This window comes from Colwellia psychrerythraea, from assembly GCF_000764225.1.
In the GTDB taxonomy this organism is placed as follows: domain Bacteria; phylum Pseudomonadota; class Gammaproteobacteria; order Enterobacterales; family Alteromonadaceae; genus Colwellia; species Colwellia psychrerythraea_D.
Genome location: NZ_JQED01000055.1, coordinates 477817 through 497556, shown reverse-complemented (window position 1 = coordinate 497556; position 19740 = coordinate 477817). Strand labels below are relative to the sequence as shown.

General features: G+C 37.6%; 15 protein-coding genes. 4 read left to right on the top strand and 11 right to left on the bottom strand.

Annotated features, from left to right (window positions below; genetic code table 11):
• Positions 1 to 3: 3 nt before the first annotated feature.
• The 9 genes from ND2E_RS01665 to ND2E_RS01705 all read right to left on the bottom strand — a co-directional run bounded on the left by ND2E_RS01665 (position 4) and on the right by ND2E_RS01705 (position 12297).
• Positions 4 to 3603 (bottom strand): pilus assembly protein, encoded by a 3600-nt coding sequence (locus tag ND2E_RS01665; protein WP_052056993.1) that lies wholly within the window; start codon positions 3601 to 3603, stop codon positions 4 to 6.
• Between the two features lie 78 nt (positions 3604 to 3681).
• Positions 3682 to 4176, bottom strand: coding sequence for a PilX N-terminal domain-containing pilus assembly protein (locus tag ND2E_RS01670; RefSeq protein WP_150113805.1), 495 nt, complete (start codon positions 4174 to 4176; stop codon positions 3682 to 3684).
• A gap of 35 nt (positions 4177 to 4211) precedes the next feature.
• The gene (locus ND2E_RS23425) at positions 4212 to 5450 is read right to left on the bottom strand and encodes a PilW family protein (RefSeq protein ID WP_033095691.1); all 1239 of its coding nucleotides are present in this window, start codon (positions 5448 to 5450) and stop codon (positions 4212 to 4214) included.
• Positions 5451 to 5472: 22 nt separating this feature from the next.
• Positions 5473 to 6033: a type IV pilus modification protein PilV gene (gene pilV / locus ND2E_RS01680; RefSeq protein WP_033095690.1), complete on the bottom strand. Its 561-nt coding sequence runs from the start codon at positions 6031 to 6033 to the stop codon at positions 5473 to 5475.
• 490 nt (positions 6034 to 6523) lie between these two features.
• Positions 6524 to 7453, bottom strand: a complete 930-nt coding sequence (ispH, locus tag ND2E_RS01685; RefSeq protein ID WP_033095689.1) for a 4-hydroxy-3-methylbut-2-enyl diphosphate reductase — start codon at positions 7451 to 7453, stop codon at positions 6524 to 6526.
• Between the two features lie 468 nt (positions 7454 to 7921).
• A complete protein-coding gene (locus ND2E_RS01690; protein ID WP_033095688.1) occupies positions 7922 to 8881 on the bottom strand; it encodes a PstS family phosphate ABC transporter substrate-binding protein in 960 nt (319 codons plus the stop codon).
• A 127-nt stretch (positions 8882 to 9008) separates the two neighbouring features.
• Positions 9009 to 10313 carry a phosphate regulon sensor histidine kinase PhoR gene (gene phoR, locus ND2E_RS01695; RefSeq protein WP_033095687.1) on the bottom strand — a complete coding sequence of 435 codons (1305 nt, stop codon included), beginning with the start codon at positions 10311 to 10313 and terminating at the stop codon, positions 9009 to 9011.
• 37 nt (positions 10314 to 10350) lie between these two features.
• On the bottom strand, positions 10351 to 11052 hold the full coding sequence (gene phoB / locus ND2E_RS01700) for a phosphate regulon transcriptional regulator PhoB (protein ID WP_033095686.1): 702 nt from the start codon (positions 11050 to 11052) through the stop codon (positions 10351 to 10353).
• Between the two features lie 222 nt (positions 11053 to 11274).
• A complete protein-coding gene (locus ND2E_RS01705; protein ID WP_052056991.1) occupies positions 11275 to 12297 on the bottom strand; it encodes a porin in 1023 nt (340 codons plus the stop codon).
• A 462-nt stretch (positions 12298 to 12759) separates the two neighbouring features.
• Here ND2E_RS01705 and ND2E_RS01710 point away from each other — a divergent pair, with 462 nt between their 5' ends.
• Both ND2E_RS01710 and rdgC read left to right on the top strand, forming a co-directional pair.
• Positions 12760 to 14502: a sensor histidine kinase gene (locus ND2E_RS01710; RefSeq protein ID WP_033095685.1), complete on the top strand. Its 1743-nt coding sequence runs from the start codon at positions 12760 to 12762 to the stop codon at positions 14500 to 14502.
• A 328-nt stretch (positions 14503 to 14830) separates the two neighbouring features.
• The gene (gene rdgC, locus ND2E_RS01715) at positions 14831 to 15754 is read left to right on the top strand and encodes a recombination-associated protein RdgC (protein ID WP_033095684.1); all 924 of its coding nucleotides are present in this window, start codon (positions 14831 to 14833) and stop codon (positions 15752 to 15754) included.
• Positions 15755 to 15834: 80 nt separating this feature from the next.
• On the opposite strand, the gene ND2E_RS01720 is transcribed toward rdgC, so the two are convergent.
• Positions 15835 to 16677, bottom strand: coding sequence for an HDOD domain-containing protein (locus ND2E_RS01720; RefSeq protein ID WP_033095683.1), 843 nt, complete (start codon positions 16675 to 16677; stop codon positions 15835 to 15837).
• Positions 16678 to 16946: 269 nt separating this feature from the next.
• Between ND2E_RS01720 and trhP the strand changes: the two genes are divergently transcribed.
• Both trhP and ND2E_RS01730 read left to right on the top strand, forming a co-directional pair.
• Positions 16947 to 18338, top strand: a complete 1392-nt coding sequence (gene trhP / locus ND2E_RS01725) for a prephenate-dependent tRNA uridine(34) hydroxylase TrhP (protein WP_033095682.1) — start codon at positions 16947 to 16949, stop codon at positions 18336 to 18338.
• 40 nt (positions 18339 to 18378) lie between these two features.
• The gene (locus tag ND2E_RS01730) at positions 18379 to 18624 is read left to right on the top strand and encodes a YfhL family 4Fe-4S dicluster ferredoxin (protein ID WP_033095681.1); all 246 of its coding nucleotides are present in this window, start codon (positions 18379 to 18381) and stop codon (positions 18622 to 18624) included.
• Positions 18625 to 18689: 65 nt separating this feature from the next.
• Here the strand turns inward: ND2E_RS01730 and cysB are convergent, their stop codons facing one another.
• A complete protein-coding gene (cysB, locus tag ND2E_RS01735; protein WP_033095680.1) occupies positions 18690 to 19664 on the bottom strand; it encodes an HTH-type transcriptional regulator CysB in 975 nt (324 codons plus the stop codon).
• Between the last annotated feature and the right edge of the window lie 76 nt (positions 19665 to 19740).

Below are 19740 nucleotides of genomic sequence, written 5' to 3'. Positions count from 1 at the left end.
AATCTAATCCTCGGTCACATAAAGGTAAGTTCTTAAGGTTTGCAATGTAAACCCTACTGGGACTATTTCACGTCCGACAATAATATTTCCCTCTGGCTCAAGTGTATTCGTATCTGAGTTCAGCGTTTTAGTTACTATAAGCGTGGGAGAACCTAAAAATTGATCACTAATCAACGTTTTTCTATCATCACTACTTTCAGATTCATCTGCCCAGTTATACTTATTAACTCCAAGAGCTAAATCCACTGCATACAACCAACCGCTACCCGTAGGAATATCACAAGTACCTGAACTTGCAGCTGACGAAGCGGCTGGTGTATAGGTTGTAAAATAAACCACATTATTAATAACTATGGCTGCAGATGAACTTTTTTCCCCAAGACCTTGTTCTCCTAATTTGATAAACCAGCCTGATTTCAAACTCACTGCAAGTGCTAATGTCTCTTTTTGCTGCGAAGTTAGAGTCGCTGCAAAAGGGTTTAGACTAAAATCAGCTAAATCTCCTAATTTTATCGGATCTGTTGGCAAAGGCGGTACACTATCAGATGTGAATTGCAGTGTTTTTATATTATTATCTTTGATCATAAAGAACATATCATCAGTGTCTTTACCTATCGGGTTCGATCTATCTCCGCTGCCTAGCAAAACAGCATCATAAGGTACATCTTGCTGAACTATTATCGACTCGCCTTCAGAATCTTTTTTACCTGAATCAATGGTTTCAGTAATATAAGCTCTGACTACTGATGGCTCGCTGAAGAATCGTCTATCAACAGCATTACTGGCAACACCACCTAATTCGGCTAATTTAAAAACGGAGAATTTAGCTTTATCACTGCCAGGCATATCAATACGCCAGACATTACCGCCGGTATCACCTGCATATAGTCGGTCAGTTAAACCATCACCATCACTATCAAGGGTAGCAATGCTTGATGGAATGCTATCTGTACCACCAAAACCAGTATCACCACCAGATACTAACTTCCAAAGAGGTGTACCATCTTCGGCATCAACCATATATATTGCTTTACCCTTACTATCGGCATCACCAGTACCACCAATCGAATGTGAATCTTTAGAAGGGGTATAACCACCACCAAATACCAATACAGGTTTCGCTACATTGCCAGAAAGATTTAATTTTGAATAGGTGACTTTAGGCTGTGACCAGGTTTGTCCCAACTCAGAAAAGCCCGATGTACCACCATTCCCCCCAACAATGGTCCACATAACAAAGGGGTTATCTGGGTCGGTAACATCCATAGCGTAATAAGAGCTGCCTCCGCGACGGTAGCCAAAGAAAAGCCAAACTTTATCATCACCATCAACAATACCATTACCATTACCGTCAATAATATGCGAAGTAATCACTCCATCAATACCATAAACTTTATCAGAAGTAGCTAAATTATCTCGCAAAATTGGAATATTAGGCAAAAACTCACTTGGCATAAATGCCCAGTTTTCTTTGATAGTATTAGTGGCATCATTGTCTTCAAACATATGCAAGACACCATGGTTGGTACCTACGGCAATACGAATAACATTATTACCGTAGTTAATAACTACGGGTTTAGAATGAAGTGGGTCACCAAAAACATCTTGTCGATTTTCTGTTCTGACTTCATCTTCATCTTCATCATCAACATCTCTACCATTAATCCAATCGAGACTCGCTTGGATACTCGCTTCATCATTTGTAACCCCCAAAATTGTAGCTAACTTCGCCGGTGTAGAGTATTTACTGCTATTTGAACTATTAGTTGCTGCAGCATAAGTTAACGCAACCAATCCGTTATTCCCCGCTAGATCACTATAGATGACCCTACTGGTACTCTTAGTTAACATTTCAGCAACACCACCTCTGGCCACAGAATCCCCATCAACACTGCTGGACCAATAACTCTGCACATTATCAGCAAAGTGCCCAGTAGATTGAAGGACTGCAGTTATGCCGTTAGCGCCTTTTTGGACACCGTTGGTGACTTTATATTTTTTTAGGTTTCCTTGCCAACGAGGAAGTCTGGTTGGCTCAAACATGGCGTAATAAACAGAATCTAGTGTTTCTGTTCTGTCAAAATTGTTTGAGGCAACTGAAGCAGACGTTAATGTATTATTAGTCGGGTCTATATTAGCAAGTACATTGGTTAATGCAGCAGTTAGCGAGGCACTATCTGTAGCGGGAAAGTATTGCCCTCCACCACGGGTTGCTGTTTCAGCAAGAACTGGAGCTGCAGTTTGTATATCTGCACCAAAACCTATGGTGTAAACCTCGGCATTTTGGATACCAGCACTCGTCGGATGTATATCGTTACGATGCATCCAACCCGCAAGGGCGGGTAAATAACTATAGTGTGAATTAGAGCCCACAGTCCAAGAAAAACTATCTGCAGCAGTAATTGTCTCTTGCCCTGTTGCCGGTATACTGCTCATATATCCATCGGCTTGATGATCATTAGTCGGTTCGCCATCAGAAATCATCACAACATAAATTGTTTCATCACATGCATCAAAAGGCTTTTTATAGTTGCTGCCACTTTCAATGGTTTCATCTCTATCAGGATTCTTATCAGTGTCATCATTGACAGAGTCATCTCCATACCAAACGGCTTTACCACTAAGGTATTGATAAGATTCGTATAGCGATTCTGTTAACGGGGTGCTTCCCTTTGCCACTAAATTGTTAACATGGTCATTGTCAGCAACAAAGTTCAACAAGTCAGTTTTAGCACTGCCAGTAGTCTGCTGAATACCATGTATAACACGGCCACCATTGCCATTGCGATTAAAAATCTGCAAACCAAAATCAACTCCTGGCGCAGAATTAATTAAATTAGTAACACTTTCTTTGGCGACTTCTATTCTTGATCTTGCGGCAGGTACTCTATGGTAGTGGTACCAACGCAGGTAATTAGCACTATATAATGTAACTAACTTGCCCCAACCGCCACTATCAGCATCAGTTGCTGAAGTTGTGTAATACACGGGCGAACCACTTGAACTTTGATAGTTAATGGGGTAACCATCAGGGAGCACTGTGCCATCTTTGTGTTCGCCATTATTAGCGTTAAGCTGAGTAACATCTTCATGACAATCAAGGACATTTATCGCAGAGCCATTATCCGTAGGTAGGTTTTTCCATTTTAAATCACCGTTGTGATATCGCCTCACTTTCCCCGAATAGACCCCTTGTGTATCAAGTATTCCTCGAGCAGTTTGACAGCCATTTATTGAATCAGCGAATCGCCTGTTTTCACTGTCAATATCGGGTATAGGTAATTCAGGGTTAGTACCTGGATCCTTAATATAGTAAATATAGTTTTCAGACGCTGCTGTTGAACTTGGTCCAGCAGCGTATTCCCTAGTATTATCATAAGGCTCTACAAATGTCGCATCTTCCCTAGTCATGCTGCCAGAGGTATCAAATATTATAAGGATTTTAGGTCGACTTGCTGCCTGCTCAATTGTTCCGCTAACATATAGTTCGGTATCATCACTATAGCTAGCACTAGAAGCGAGCAATAGAAAAGTCGAGAAAAAGCCAGCAGTTATATTCATGCACGCTTTAAACTGTCTATTTACTTTTTGTGATAAGTTCATTTAAATCCTCCAACATATGTGATTCATAAGCTTGCTGACATTAGTGTTAAGTAAACAATTTTATTGAATGCACATTCCTTATTTTAGTAACTGCTGCGCTATGCCTGAATCAGCTGAAATATTACTATTATTTGTTCGACCATAATTTCTGTTAACTCTCACTCTTAATATATTGCAACTAAATACCTCTGTAGAGGATGCTACCTTTAAGTGCGGGCAAGCAATATCCTTATTATATTGGTTATTTGCTACATCAACTCTTGCACTTGATTTCGTCGCCGTATCAGGTAATAAAAGAGCTTGGTCAGTAATAGGAAAATTCACATTGCCCGACACAGGCCTAGAGAACCTATTCGTTTGTCCAGGCCCTACTTGGTTAAAGATTACCTCATCGACAGCACTAACTACTTCCTGTAAAGCCACCACTTTCTCTTCACTCGCACCAGACATTTTCATATCTGTGGTACTATTTTGCATTAATGCTGCGGCTACAGCAGTTAAAGCAACTAAAAAGACAAGAGAAACAACGAGAACAACGCCTCTTTGCTTAGTTATTCTAGGTGATGTGGTCATGCTGGCCTCACTTATTATGTTGCTTGCTTTACCCATTACCACGCTTCCACACTGGTATTGTACAAAGTAACGGTTGAACTAAAGAGTAAACGGCGGTAATTGTCATTAGGGATAAACGGTAAGTCATCGCCTAATTGGTAGCTGTTAGTATTCGTGTACTTAATATCTGGGTTAATTCCGCGCGCTAAAACAAATACTTTTACAGCCAATATCCTTGTCCCGCCAGTATTATTCCATAAAGCTGGAGTCATATTAGTAGCAGAAACAAAGGCATTAACAATGCCATAACCAGGTTGACTTGGATCGGTATCAGTATCTATACCATACATAAAGCGAATGCGCTCAATGCCATCTATGATAGGGGCAAAATTCATATTAAAATTAGCCAACTGTCCTTGCATTAATACAGGCACTGAATTATCTCCAACTAACTCTTCTCTAACATAGTAAACATGATGCTGATATTCCCACATCCTAGGATTAGCTATTACAGGTACACCTGCTGCCAATGCAGCATCTACCGCCGCATTAGCAGTAACAACAGCATTAGCTGCAGCAGTTTCATCAGCAGCGGCTTGCGCAGCAGCAGCAGCGGCATCATCATCATCTGGTGCAGCCGCAGCAGCTGCATCTGCCGCATCAGACGCTTCAGAAGCTGCAGAGGCATTAGCGCTAGCATCAACCGCAGCGCCATAAACATAAGCATCATTAGCAGCATCGCCAGTAAAAACGCCACCGGTAGATAAATTGGCGACTAAGTAATAATTACCAGCAGTAGCAACTCCTACCGGGGTAGAAATGACTCTTTTAAATTGAATAACATCAGAGCCTACCATAGTTGTGGTGTTAGCTGGCATAGTGAAACAATTCAATGGATTGAGTGAACCAGCAACGATAGTCTGCCCCCATAATGTTCTAAACGGACCTACAGCTTGCGGAAATGTTGCGTTATTCACTCCCTCACCTACACAATCATTTCCAGGAGCAGCAGGAGGAACAGGGTTGCCACTCAAGCTACTCAAACTAAATGTTTCAGAGAGGTCTCCCCAGAAATTTTGTCTTAGCAAGTCATCCGTTAATACGCTCACAGCGAACCGCCCATTTTCTTGCAACTCACCATAGCTTGATGTATCTGCAGTTGTGCTCCGCATGCCAACAAAGACGCTCATAACACCAGCAAAAAGCACTAAACCAATAGACAATGAAACCATCAGCTCAACTAGGGTAAATCCTTTTACTGTTTGACCTGTACGCCTAATTACTAGATTATTCATAGTTAGTTCACTACCATAATTCCTATATAATAAATGCTTGAACAACAACTTGACGTCTTTTTTTATCTGCGGCACCACAAGCATCACTTTTCTTGCTATCTTTTATTTTATTTCTTCCTTGCCAGCTAACAACTACAGTTAATGCGTTGCCATTTTGAAAAATACAACCTTGCCCGCCAATTAGTCCACCGCTATTCTGTCCTCCAGAAGTTACATCACCGCCAACTAAGGCAAGCTCCCATTCATATATATCATTTGTAACCATTTGAGCAGGTGTGCACAGGGCATTTGGCTGAGCGCACCTTAATGCTGGGAGCTCATTCAACGTAACACCGTAATCATCTGCTACATAAGCGGCTAAGTTATTTGGATTATTTGCTCGAATTCTTGCAATAATATCTTGTGCTAGGCTTGAAGCTAAAGAACGCTGCATAGCATCAAAACTCCCCTGCTTTGCGGTAACTTGCATAGCAACAGCACCTAAAATACCCGTTACCATAATGACCAAAGCTATCAATACTTCAAGGAAAGTCATGCCCTTTTGATTTCTTTTGTAACTGAAGAATGTTGAAGGTTTATGCATATTTACCTCTTAAAGGATATAAATTAACGTTATAGCTAACTAAAGAACAGAGTGCTCGATGAATGGGCAAGTTGTGAGGAAGATTTAAAGAGGAAGAAAAACAAAAAGAGGATAGAGGTTTATAAAAGTTTTTAATGAAAAAACTAAAGAGCTTTTGTTTTATTATAAAATGAAAATGCATAACACAACTACCCTGCCACTTCCGTGGTTATAATACCGTTATACTGAATGCAAAAATCAGTACAACCATTCAGAGTAGTTTATTAACACTTATCATTTTTTATGCTTACAGCGACTACTCAAGATTGAAGTCTAAATGCCTTCAACAATATTAAAAATAAATATTAATATTAATATTAATATAGAGCCTAACAAGACAAAAATCTACACCAGTACATTAACACCGTACTAAAAATATTTGATGTACGGCGTTAACATAATAAAGTGTTAATATAACAATTTATATTAACTTTTCATAATTGAATTAAGACTAGCGTAATTCAGCGGGGACTGCAAATACAATGCTTTCTTCTTTACCTGGGTGCTCAATAACTTGATGACCACCATAACTTTTTAGCGCTTCAACCACTTGTTTTATTAGCACTGCAGGTGCTGAAGCGCCGGCGGTGACACCTACTTTATTAACATCAGTTAACCAATCAGTATCAATGTTTTCAGCTGTATCAATTAAATAAGAAGTGACGCCAATTTTACTTGCCAGCTCTTTTAGTCGGTTAGAGTTAGAGCTATTTTTTGCACCTACAACCAACATGAGATCCACTTTATCTGCTATTTCACGAACCGCATCTTGTCGGTTTTGAGTAGCATAACAAATATCATCTTTACGTGGTCCCTCAATCAATGGAAATTTAGCTTGAAGAGCAGAAATAACGTCCATTGTATCATCTACCGATAACGTTGTTTGGCTACAAAAATATAGTTTCTTAGGATTTTTAACAACCAAGTTTGCAACATCATCAGGCGATTCCACTAAATATATGCCTGCTGAATCACTACTATATTGCCCCATAGTTCCTTCAACTTCGGGGTGACCCGCATGACCTATCAAGATACATTCGATATCTTTTCGGCTAACACGAGACACTTCCATATGAACTTTTGTTACCAATGGACAAGTAGCATCAAACACTTTTAATGCCCTAGCTTTAGCTTCTTGTCTTACCGCTTTTGAAACACCATGTGCACTAAAGATAACAGTATTATCATCTGGTACCTCATTAAGCTCATCAACAAAGATAGCACCACGCTCTTTCAGGCCATCAACGACAAACTTATTATGAACAACTTCATGACGAACATAGATAGGCGCACCAAATAAGTCTAAAGCGCGCTCGACAATACTAATGGCTCTATCAACACCCGCACAAAAACCACGAGGATTAGCTAAAATAATTTCCATACTTTCCCTTCAAAATAAGCGACAACAAAAGCTAAATTACATTATATACCCAAACGACTTGAAAATGCATGTTTCAGGGCTCGAGTAGCAGACGAATAAAAAGCATGAATTATCATTAAGGGTTATTCCCTAATGATGAATCATAACGCCGTAGTCGTTTTCTAGCCGAGCTCTTAAGGCAAGGCGATAAGCGACCAACTTCGTCGCTATAAAATGGTGATGGGAAATGACCACAACACACATTTTAAGCCTAGTATTTGGCACGCTTCTCGTCTTGCTGAAATCGAGCATTTCAAGTGGCTTGGCTATATCAATGAAACTGATTAATTATATATATTTTAACGGATGTTGCTCTAAGGGCACAACTGAATATTGTTTATAATATTAGCAATTCGAGGATAATAAATAGAAAAGGGCTAACCAAAATTTAGGCTTGCCCTTTTAACAGAAACTAATGGAAGGTAACTTTTATAAACCTAACTTTTTAAACTCTTTAGCGACTACTTTATTTGGCAGAGGTATATAACCATCTTTTTCAACAATTGCTTGGCCTGTTTTAGACAAAATCATTTTTAAAAACTCGGCTTCCATTGGTGGCAGAGGTTTATTAGGGTGTTTGTTAACATACACATATAAATAACGTGACAATGGGTATTTACCTGAAATTGCATTATCCATATTAGCTTCAATAAAGGCTTGGCCTTTTTTAGCTAGGGGTAACGCTCGCACGCCAGAAGTTCGGTAACCTATACCAGAATAACCTATTCCGTTTAGTGAAGCAGATACCGACTGCACTACTGATGCTGAGCCTGGTTGCTCATTTACACTGTTTTTAAAGTCACCCTTACAGAGTGCTTTCTTTTTAAAGTAACCATAAGTACCAGAAACTGAATTCCGACCATATAGCTGAACATCTTTACCTGTCCATGCCCCCGATAAACCAAGGTCGCCCCAGCGATCAACATCTTTGGCAGCACCACACTTACGGTTATTAGAGAAGACAGCATCGACTTGTGCAATTGTTAACCCTTCCAGCGGATTATCTTTATGAACAAAAACAGCCAAGGCATCGATAGCAACTCGTACTCGAGTCGGTTTATAACCATAACGTTTTTGGAAAGCTTCTATTTCACGCATTTTCATTTTACGGCTCATTGGACCAAGGTTTGAAGTTGATTCAGTTAAAGCCGGTGGCGCTGTTGAAGAACCAGCTGCCTGAATTTGTACATTTACATTGGGATAAGTACGTTTAAAGTCTTCTGCCCAAAAAGTCATCATATTCGCTAAGGTATCAGAACCAACTGAAGATACGTTGCCAGAAATACCGCTAACCTTTTTATATTCGGGTAAATTATCATCTAGAGCAAAGGCGGATAAACTAACCATACTTGATAAACTAATAATACTTATAACTTTTTTTAAACTCATGGTCTCTCCAATAAGAGCTTGAACTGTTTGATTGGTCACACTATACGAAGTTAATATGACAATTATATGTCCATTTTATGACAGTATTATGACGAGGAAGGAGAATAAAACCTTACCTGTTTTTTAATTATTGAGAAGTATCTGACAAGGTACTTTGGTCAAAGTAAATTGAGAACTCACTGCCCTGCCCCCAATGGCTATTAATGACTAATTCAGCCTGATGATGATGCAAAACATGTTTAACAATGGCCAAGCCCAGACCCGAGCCCCCTGTATCTCTAGATCGAGATCTATCTATACGATAAAAGCGCTCAGTTAAACGATTAACATGCTCAGGTTTAATGCCGTCACCGTTATCTTTGACTGAGAAAATAGCTTTATTACCCATTAATCGCCAACTAACTTCGATATTGCCATTAGGCGGAGTGTAAGCAATAGCATTAGATAAAAGATTTGCACAGGCACTTTTGAGTTCTGTTTCAAAACCTAAAACACATACATCAGTAGCAATATCTAAATTAATTTGATGCTGTTTTTCTTGGTTAAGCCAAGTGACCTCATCGACTAGTGTTTGAATTAACTGTGCCATATTGACAAGGAGTTTTTCATCATCACTGTTATTTTCTACTTTGGCTAGATTGAGTAGTTGTTCTACTAAACGATCCATTCTAGACACTTGACCTTCAATTGTTTGAAATGCTTTTTGCCAATGAGGATCAAAGGAAGCTTCTGAGGCTTGAATCATTTCAACATACCCACGAACAACGGTTAATGGTGTTTTCAACTCGTGAGAAACATTTGCAACAAAATCACGGCGCATGTCTTCTAAACGTTGAAGATTAGATATATCTCTTGCCAAGAGTAATACATGCTCACTTCCATACGCCATCAGACGTATTTCAAGTTGAATATCTGAGTGGATGGGAGACACTAATAAACAAGGAAATTCAAAATTCTCATGTGATAAATAATCAGAGAATTCAGGTGCTCTTAGTAAATTATCTATACGTTGACCAAAATCTTCTGGCCAACGAACGCCTAACAGTCGTTGTGCTTTTTTATTTCCCCATTCAATAGAAAGCTCTTCAGATAACATTAATGCTGCATCAGGAAGCGCCTCTGCGCCATCACGAAAGCGTCTAATTTTTTCATTTAATTGTTTTTGTTTGTTACGTTGCTGCTTCACTTGCCTGTATAAGCCGTCATATAGATATCCCCATACGCCTTTGGCTTGTGGGGGAGATAACGCCTTAGATTGCCATAGCCAATTAATCAATTTAAATAAATGATGATAATGCCAAACCAATAAAAAGATACTGGTCGCTAGCATTACGAATAGAACATGACCAAATAACCAACCTACAAAAGCACTAGCCAGTAACAAGCCTAGTAAGCGATAAATAATATTTATAAAAGATAAACGAGAATGCATGCTTGCCTAATTACTTTCCAATGGAGAACCGTTAATATTAGCTAACTTTTTTTAGTTTACTCGAGAAACGATAACCCGCGCCGCGAACGGTCTGAACAAAGTCTTCATGTCCTTCACCAGAGATGGCTTTACGTAAGCGCCTAATATGAACATCAACCGTTCTATCTTCAACGTAAATATTTGTGCCCCAAACATTATCAAGCAACTGTTCACGTGAATAAACCCTTTCTGTATGTGTCATAAAAAAATGCAATAAGCGAAACTCGGTTGGGCCCAAGTCTAAGCTATTACCGTTGATCGCTACACGATGAGCAACGGGATCAAGTTTAAGGCCATGAAACTCCACTTCTTCTTCAAGTGATGTAGGAGAAACACGACGTATTACCGCTTTGATACGCGCAATAAGTTCTTTCGGTGAAAAAGGTTTAGTCACGTAATCATCTACGCCAGCTTCAAAACCTTTTACTTTATCATCTTCGTCACTTCGGGCTGTGAGCATAATGATCGGGATGTTTCGAGTGTATTCACTTTGTTTTAATTTCTTTGCTAATGAAACACCCGTGCCACCAGGAAGCATCCAGTCAAGTAGGATTAAATCAGGGTAAGGCTCATGAACTTTAGCAAGAGCTTGTTCTATATCACAAGCTTCAATCGCATTAAAACCATTTTGATCTAATACAAAACTAATCATCTCCCTGATAGGAGTCTCATCCTCAACGACTAAAATCTTTCTACTCATGTAAACATCCTAATAATAAAACTAACTGATGCAATCCACTGTTAATAAAACAAACATTAACAAAAATTCACACTTGATAAGCTATTGTGCAGAAGTTAAGTGACAGTTTTATGACAAAAACAAAATTATCAAACAAGCATAACGCTTTAGCAAGTATACACCTACAAAAAAGCCGCTAATCTCAAGGAAATTAACGGCCATAATAAAATTTAAAAAGTTATCTTAAAATTTTTGTTCCATGCCAATAGCAAAATATTGCCCTTTGGTGGCTAGAATGTAATCAATACCATCATCATTAGAGGTTATTTGATTACCTTCTCTATCTGTAAACCAAGCATAAACCTTAGTGTTCTTTCCTAGCTTATAGTCTGCACCAACACTTATCGAATCAGCACCTGAAAACTCTTGATATTGAACCTTTGCTAATACCTTACCAATCTTATAAGAAGCATTGGCTGCAAATCCTGTTTCAGACTTACCAGTGTTTACAACTTCAGTATCGACAAACATTGCCCCTAAACGTAAATCACCAAACTTATACATACCTGTTACTCGGGTATTGGCTAATGCTTCAGTTCTTGAACTTTCACCAGAATCCACCGGTTTAAATTTAACAGGCATATTTTCATCATGAGCGACGGATAAGAAAAAATCAGTTTTTTTCAAATTTAAATCACCAAAAAATACACCAATAGAATACGGGTCATCGGCTTCAATATCATCTGAGATAATATAACTTGTTAATAGTTGAAGATTTTTATAAACGGGTGATTTATAAGTAATAGAATCTGCTACGCGGTTTTCACCGATGAACAAGTGTTTTAAATCAGCTTCATAATCATTAAATAAGTCAAACTTTCCTTGTGACACTTTTAACGTTGTATCTGAACGACCTACAGTAAGCTCACCAAATCCACCTCTAATCCCAACCCATTGATTACGAGCAGTCAAGGTATCCTTGCTATCATCATTAACATTAACTTGCCATTCAAGTTTATAAATAGCCGTTAGGTCATGGTCTAATTCATACTTGCCCTTTACGCCCACTCTAGAAGCATTACTTTTTAGTTCGTTAAAAGACTCTCCTTTTTCTTCTGACGCTTGAAGTGAAATATTTAATTTACCGTAAAAATCGATAACATCTTGTTGCTCTTGTGTCTTCTCAGATGTTTTATCAGCCGCAAATGTCGGCACTGATAATAAAGAACAAAGAGTCATTGCAATACAGCTTTTAACCAGTTTCATAAATATTCCTAGATAATTAAATTTAAAATTGTTGAGTAGTAGGACTAATAGCGAAGAATTCTACAATACATACATTACAGTTTTGTTACAGACGTAAGCTTATATTCATAAAAAGTACCTATTTCTGTCATAGTATCTTTTTATTTTAAAAAATGTTTCAATTGATTAAAAGCTGTTAGTCTTTGTAAAGTTATAATTTTTCAAACTAAAGCCACTTTTGTAGAACAAATATTGAAGATAAATAAACGATGAGTAAATAGATTAACAAGAACAGTATTTTTTAAACCTGAGCTACATTTCCCACATCCATGAAACTCGCTATATTTCATGTTTACAAGCTACGGTTCAAGTATAGAGCTTTAACAGCTTTTAAAAAATTAACGACTCTAATGATTTTACATGCTTTTATATTCTTTATTATGATTAACAAAAACTCACTAAGCTCCCAATAAGATAACTGATATGAAAATAACGAGCATATCGCGTACGCTACTAACAAGAGTTCTCTCTGTTTATTTTATTTTAACCATCAGTGTTACTGGTATTCAGATAATTGCAGAGTATTTTAATACCAAAAGTCACATAAACAGCGAGCTACTTACATTGCAAAAAACAATTAGTGGTAGTTTAACTCGTGCAGTGTGGGAACTTAATACTCAACAAGCCGTCGACATTTCAGAAGGTTTAATTGCTATTCCTATGATTAAAGGGATAACCGTAACGGATGAAGCTAATAATATTATCACACAGCTTGGTGAAATATTAACAACGCCTTCACAAGCCACGAAGGATTCCTTTAATGAGCATCAAAGTATTAGCTCCTTAACAGAAGGGCTTTTCGGTCACTCTTTTCCATTAATATTTGAATTTTCAGGACGGACTACCACGGTCGGTACAGTTACCTTATTATCAAGTAATGATGTTATTTTTAGTCGTATTGAAGTAGGAATTTATTTTCTAATTGGCAATGCCATTGTAAAAACCACTTTTTTAGTCTTCTTATTTTCATTAGCTTTTACCAAGTTACTAACAGATCCCCTACAAGAGCTTACAGACCAAATGAAACAGCTTGATTTACATGATCCCGAAGCCTCAAAGTTTCATATCATGAACGACGAGAAAAACGAACTCAATATCCTTGAAGATGCCTATAATAATTTAATAGATGAGTTGGTTGAATTTAAAGATAAACTGTCATTATCCCAACGAGAAACGAATTTAGCTAACGATAAATTAGACGAGCAAAACTTGCTGCTTGAACAAGAGGTTGCTAAGAAAACCTCAACATTAAGTAGCACTTTATTGCGAATGGAAGTTCAGCAAAAAGAAATGCTAGAGCAGCAAAATGAGTTAAAAGAAGAAAATAATCGCCGTCGCAAAACAGAAAGCACTTTAATGACAACTAACAAAGAGTTAAAAAATTCGATATTAGAATTAAGTAAAGCTCAAGATAGATTGTTAGAAGCAGAAAAGATGGCATCTTTAGGAGAATTAAGCGCAGAAGTTTCCCATGAAATTAACACGCCCATAGGTATTAGTATCACTTCAACTAGCTATCTAGCCGATATTATTACTAAACTTCAACAAGATATCACAGCACAAAAGTTATCAAAACGAACTATTGATTGCTTTATAAGTAATGCACAACATAGTGTTAAGTTATTATCAAATAATTTGCAAAGAGCTGCAGAGTTAATTACTAGCTTCAAACAAGTAGCCGTTGATCAAGCCAATGACAAAGTCAGGTTAATAAATATCTCAAAATATCTTGATGAGATAATCCAATCAATTCACCCGAAATTAAAAAAAACCAATCATAGTGTCAAAATAAATTGCGATCCACATATTGAAATTTATACGCATCCAGGTGCTATTGCCCAGATCATTATTAATTTAATTATTAACTCTATAATTCATGGCTTTCAAGATGTTAACAAAGGCATAATAAATGTTGATGTTACCATAGAAAAACAAAGGTTAATGATACTCTACCGAGATAATGGTGCAGGGATTAATGAAGAGCAATTTGATAAATTATTTGACCCTTTTTATACCACTCGAGCAGACAAAGGTGGTACAGGTTTAGGCACACACATAATAAAAAACTTAGTGGTTGATACACTCAATGGCGCTATTGATGCTTACTCAGGATCCGATGGAGGATTAAGTTATCGCATAACTTTACCTGATATGAGGTACAGCTAAAAGCTGCTGTTATCACATTAGATTTCAGGTATGATAATCGCCAAAATATTCTTTACCCGTTTTACTTCAGTATGCAAGCTTAGGAACACAGTACAACTTTACAGCTATAAGCACCAATGATGTCATTTCCATACAAATTGGTGCAACAACGAAGTGATATTGCTCTGTGTTCCCCTTGGGTGGGGTTTAAAAGGCTTTATTTAGCATTATTCATTTATAAGAAGAGATAACCGTTCTTAGCAATGAATCCTTGTCTAAAGCCTTGTAAATTACCATCGATTCCTGCCTGCTGAACTGAAACGGGAATATATCAACCTAGGATTTACATATGTGGTTTAAAAACCTTTACTTTTTTGCTTTTACACGTCCATTTGAATGGTCTGAGCAAGACTTAGAAAAACATTTATCAGAACACCTTTTTACTCCACTAGGCTCGACAGAAATATCTCATTTTGGTTGGGTTAATGCATTAGGAAAACATGGTGATACCAGTGTTCACAGTGCAAACGGTAACTTTCTGATTTGTGCACGCAAAGAAGAAAAAATACTTCCTGCGTCTGTTATTAAGGATATGGTAGAAGAAAAAGTTAACTTGCTCGAACAAGAACAAGGGCGCGGTGCTACAAAGAAAGAAAAAGAACAATTTAAAGAAGACATAACTTTTGAATTACTGCCTCGTGCGTTTTCTCGTATAACAGATACTCATGCTTATATCAGCCCAGTAAATAATATTATTGTTATCAATTCTAGTTCACGTGGTAAAGCGGAAGATTTATTAGCCTTATTACGTAAAGTACTTGGTACTTTACCTGTTAGCAGTTTGGAACCTGACGTTTGTGCCGATGAAACGATGACCGACTGGCTAAATGAGAAGAGCTTAGGCGGGAAGTTTACTTTGGGCATGGAAGCGGAATTTAATGCTTTAGGTGATGACGGCGCGGTTGTTCGTGTAAAAAATCAAGATCTCATCGGTGAAGAGATTAAAGCTCATTTAGATGCAGATAAATATGTCGTAAAAGTAGCACTAGAATGGGATGAGACATTGTCATTCATTTTATGTGATGATTTAGCAATCAAACGAGTTAAGTTTTTTGATGTTATACATGAACAAAATGATGACATTGATAGCGATGATATAGTGGCTAAACTTGACGCCGATTTTGCCCTTATGGCAGGAGAATTGAATCGCTTTATTATCGAGCTACTAGCTGAATTCTCAATGAAAACAACTGACCATTTAGAAAAAGATTAATCGCATACTCTAGGATTAAATGAAAATGGCAACTAAGTGTTGCCATTTTACTAAAATCTTCTACACAAGTTTAGTTGTACTTAGATAAACATAGCCTTGACACCTTCACACATTTCTTTAAATTCATCACCATCCATAAAATCAACGTCTGGTAAAATACCTTTTTTAGTATAATTCTTTAACAATGCTTCTTTAGTTGACTCATTTTTAAAAACATTATGATAGATAGCGCCCGCTCTAATAAAGTCTAAATAATGTGCTTCAGTTGGAAGAATAGTTAAATCACTCCAACTCTCAGCTAATAAAGTAAATTCTTCAGAAAAGCCCCAATTACGAGTTATTGCTCCACCTACCCGCCCTGACAACTTAATAATGGCTTGCTGTAAAAATGTCGGATTGGCAAAAACATCAGGATGATTTTCTGCTTCAGTTAAAATAGGAAGTACACCAATATTATGTATTAGTGCTGCTAAAGTAATAGTATCGAGAGATAAGGGGGTATGCTTGTTTTCTTTTAAGTATAAATTCATCAAACTGATTGCAACGGATGCTATATCAATTGTTTTAACCCATGCTTTGTTCATATACATAGTTACAATATCATTGTTTGAAACGAATACTTGTTCAATAGCCATTGCAGTAGCAATACTTTTGATTTGAGTTAAACCAATGCGTGTTACTGCTTGTGGTACAGTCTCTGCTTTAATGCTTCGGCCCAAAAGAGCACTATTAGCAACTTTGAGCATACCTAAAGATAAAGCAGGATCTTGAGAAATTATATCACTCATTTGATTCAGGTTAATATCAGGATCATCAGCAGCGCTTCTAACTTTTAATGCCACTTCCGGTAAAGTTGGAAGTACTAGGGTGTCTTGTTTAATTTTTTCAATCAAAATCGTATACAGGGCATTTTCAGTTGCCATAAATCCACCTTACTTTTTTATAATGATTATTAAAAGTAGCATACTTTTCTGTGATGCAATTACTTTTTATTAATGTTTTTCAAGCTAATAGCAACAGCAAGTGTTCTTTTAACCAAAATAAATACTTAGCTTTTTCTAATGAAAAAAAGCTAAGTATTGATCTAGATCATGCTTGCTTTAATTTAAAATAGTAGAGGGCTGTGATATTGAGTATAATTCGCCGCTGATTTTTTCTTGCGTTTTCTTTCCATCATAAACCTGAGTACCCCATGATAAAACCTGAACTTCTCTCTCCTGCCGGTAGTTTAAAAAATATGCGATATGCTTTTGCCTACGGCGCAGATGCTGTTTATGCTGGTCAACCTCGTTATTCTTTGCGGGTCAGAAACAATGAATTTAGTTTAGAGAACATACAAATTGGTATCAATGAAGCGCACCAACTAGGCAAAAAATTCTATCTAGTTAACAATATCGCTCCACATAACGGAAAACTAAAAACCTTCCTTAAAGATATTGCACCTATTGTTGCAATGAAGCCAGACGCATTAATTATGTCGGATCCTGGCCTTATTATGTTGGTCAGAGAGAACTTTCCTGACATGGCAATACACTTGTCAGTACAAGCGAATGCTGTCAATTGGGCAACCGTTAAGTTTTGGCAACAACAAGGCGTTGAACGAGTAATATTATCGAGAGAGCTTTCCCTTGATGAAATTGAAGATATTCGTTTTCATTGTCCAGAAATGGAATTAGAAGTATTTGTTCATGGCGCGCTTTGCATGGCCTATTCTGGCCGTTGTCTACTCTCTGGCTATATCAACAAACGAGATCCGAACCAAGGAACTTGCACTAACTCCTGTCGTTGGAAGTATGATACCCATGAAGCCAAAGAAACAGAAACAGGTGATATAATTGCGGTAAAACCTGAACCAGTTGAAGTGTATATGCCTGAGAAAGATATCATTTTGCCGGAGCAAAAACCGATCGATGATGTCATTTTACTGCAAGAGCAAGGTCGTCCAGGTGAGTATATGCCTGCTTTTGAAGATGAGCATGGTACCTACATCATGAACTCGAAAGATCTGCGCGCTGTTGAGCATGTAGAGCGCTTGGTTAAAATGGGCGTGCACTCGCTAAAAATTGAAGGTAGAACAAAATCATTTTATTACTGTGCAAGAACAGCACAGGTATATGGTAAGGCGATTAATGATGCCATTGCAGATAAAGCATTTAACCCAAGCCTTAATACCGATTTGGAGCATCTAGCGCATCGTGGTTATACTGAAGGTTTTTTACAGCGACATCGCCATAGTGATACCCAAAACTATGAATACGGTTATTCAAAAAGCGATACTCAACAATTTGTTGGGGAAGTGCTAGGGCGAAATGAAGAAACTGGCTTAATAGAAATTGACGTTAAAAACAAGTTTCTCGTTGGTGACCAACTTGAATTGATGACACCTAACGGTAATCAAACGTTCACATTAACCGAAATGATCAATAGTAAAACAGGAGAAAGTATTGATGATGCTAAAGGATCTGGCCACAAAGTAGCCATTGCCGTTGATACGGGATTAGAGCTAGATTTTGGCATTATTATGCGTTATTTGGATGAAGGTGGTACTACCCGTCACCCATTTGCACAAAACCAAAAAACGTAACCGTGTAAACGATCGCGAATGACAATAGGTCAACAATGATATGGCGCTAAAAATATTAGACTCATGCATCAATTGCGATATGTGCGATCCTGAGTGCCCTAATGGTGCAATCACCCTTGGGGACGAAATTTATGAAATTGATGTCGATAAATGCACTGAATGTATAGGGCATTATGAGCAACCAACGTGTGTCAGTGTATGCCCTATTGATTGTGTAAAGCCTGATCCTGCCCATGTAGAAAACGAAGATACATTACTCGCAAAGTTTATTCGAATGCATGGCTAGTAAGAAATGATAGTGTTTTAGTATTACGAGCAATAAACGATTATTACTCGTAATATCAGAAATGCTTAACGGGTTGGCAATTTAATATCCGCTAAAAACTCATCAACCTCATGGTTGTTTTTTAATAACATTGCACGAGTGACAATATCTTTTGTTAAATGTGGCGCAAATCGCTCAATAAAATCATACATATAAGCGCGTAAAAAACTACCACGCCTAAAACCAATTTTAGTCGTACTTGCCTTAAATAAATGGCTAGCATCAATCACAACAAGATCGCTATCAATACGATCATCAATCGCCATTGAAGCAATGACACCAACACCTACGCCTAAACGTACATAAGTTTTTATCACATCGGCATCTGTAGCAGTAAAGGCAATCTTAGGCTTTGCTCCCGCAGCATCAAAAGCAGCGTCCAGTTCAGAACGGCCAGTAAAACCAAAAACATAAGTAACTAATGAATATTTAGCAATATCAACTATGGTGATATTTTGCTTTTTAGCTAAAGGATGGTCAGGACGAACAATTATGCTTCGATTCCAATGATAACAAGGAAGCATGACTAGATCGTTATACAAATGTAATGACTCTGTCGCAATAGCAAAGTCGGCATCTCCTTTGGCGGCCGCATCACTAATTTGCGCAGGTGTTCCTTGAGACATATGTAATGATACTTTACTATATCTCTTGATAAAGCCTTGAATAACATCGGGCAAGGCATAACGAGCTTGAGTATGCGTAGTTGCAATTCGTAATTTACCTTCATCTGGTTGGGTATGTTCACGAGCAACCGCTTTAATACCTTCAACTTTTGAAAGTATTTGGGTAGCAATATCAATCACATCTTGACCTGCTTCAGTGACATGCGTTAAGTGCTTACCACTGCGACCAAAAATTTGAATACCTAACTCATCTTCGAGCATTCTTACTTGTTTTGAAATGCCTGGTTGTGAAGTAAACAAACTATCTGCTGTAGCAGATACATTTAAGTTATTATTTAATACTTCAACAATATAGCGTAGTTGCTGCAATTTCATATACATACTCATTAGCATTAAAATGCGTGGTTTTTAACGTTCTTATAATAAAATAATATACTTAAACCGAAATTTA

What these genes read in the sequence shown, in the direction of transcription:
- ND2E_RS01710 (WP_033095685.1), top strand. Translation starts at nt 12,760, where the DNA reads ATGAAAATAACGAGCATATCGCGTACGCTACTAACAAGAGTTCTCTCT.
- trhP (WP_033095682.1), top strand. Translation starts at nt 16,947, where the DNA reads ATGATAAAACCTGAACTTCTCTCTCCTGCCGGTAGTTTAAAAAATATG.
- phoB (WP_033095686.1), bottom strand. Translation starts at nt 11,052, where the DNA reads ATGAGTAGAAAGATTTTAGTCGTTGAGGATGAGACTCCTATCAGGGAG.
- ND2E_RS01670 (WP_150113805.1), bottom strand. Translation starts at nt 4,176, where the DNA reads ATGACCACATCACCTAGAATAACTAAGCAAAGAGGCGTTGTTCTCGTT.
- ND2E_RS01705 (WP_052056991.1), bottom strand. Translation starts at nt 12,297, where the DNA reads ATGAAACTGGTTAAAAGCTGTATTGCAATGACTCTTTGTTCTTTATTA.
- rdgC (WP_033095684.1), top strand. Translation starts at nt 14,831, where the DNA reads ATGTGGTTTAAAAACCTTTACTTTTTTGCTTTTACACGTCCATTTGAA.
- pilV (WP_033095690.1), bottom strand. Translation starts at nt 6,033, where the DNA reads ATGCATAAACCTTCAACATTCTTCAGTTACAAAAGAAATCAAAAGGGC.
- ispH (WP_033095689.1), bottom strand. Translation starts at nt 7,453, where the DNA reads ATGGAAATTATTTTAGCTAATCCTCGTGGTTTTTGTGCGGGTGTTGAT.
- ND2E_RS01730 (WP_033095681.1), top strand. Translation starts at nt 18,379, where the DNA reads ATGGCGCTAAAAATATTAGACTCATGCATCAATTGCGATATGTGCGAT.
- ND2E_RS01720 (WP_033095683.1), bottom strand. Translation starts at nt 16,677, where the DNA reads ATGGCAACTGAAAATGCCCTGTATACGATTTTGATTGAAAAAATTAAA.
- phoR (WP_033095687.1), bottom strand. Translation starts at nt 10,313, where the DNA reads ATGCATTCTCGTTTATCTTTTATAAATATTATTTATCGCTTACTAGGC.
- ND2E_RS23425 (WP_033095691.1), bottom strand. Translation starts at nt 5,450, where the DNA reads ATGAATAATCTAGTAATTAGGCGTACAGGTCAAACAGTAAAAGGATTT.
- cysB (WP_033095680.1), bottom strand. Translation starts at nt 19,664, where the DNA reads ATGAAATTGCAGCAACTACGCTATATTGTTGAAGTATTAAATAATAAC.
- ND2E_RS01690 (WP_033095688.1), bottom strand. Translation starts at nt 8,881, where the DNA reads ATGAGTTTAAAAAAAGTTATAAGTATTATTAGTTTATCAAGTATGGTT.
- ND2E_RS01665 (WP_052056993.1), bottom strand. Translation starts at nt 3,603, where the DNA reads ATGAACTTATCACAAAAAGTAAATAGACAGTTTAAAGCGTGCATGAAT.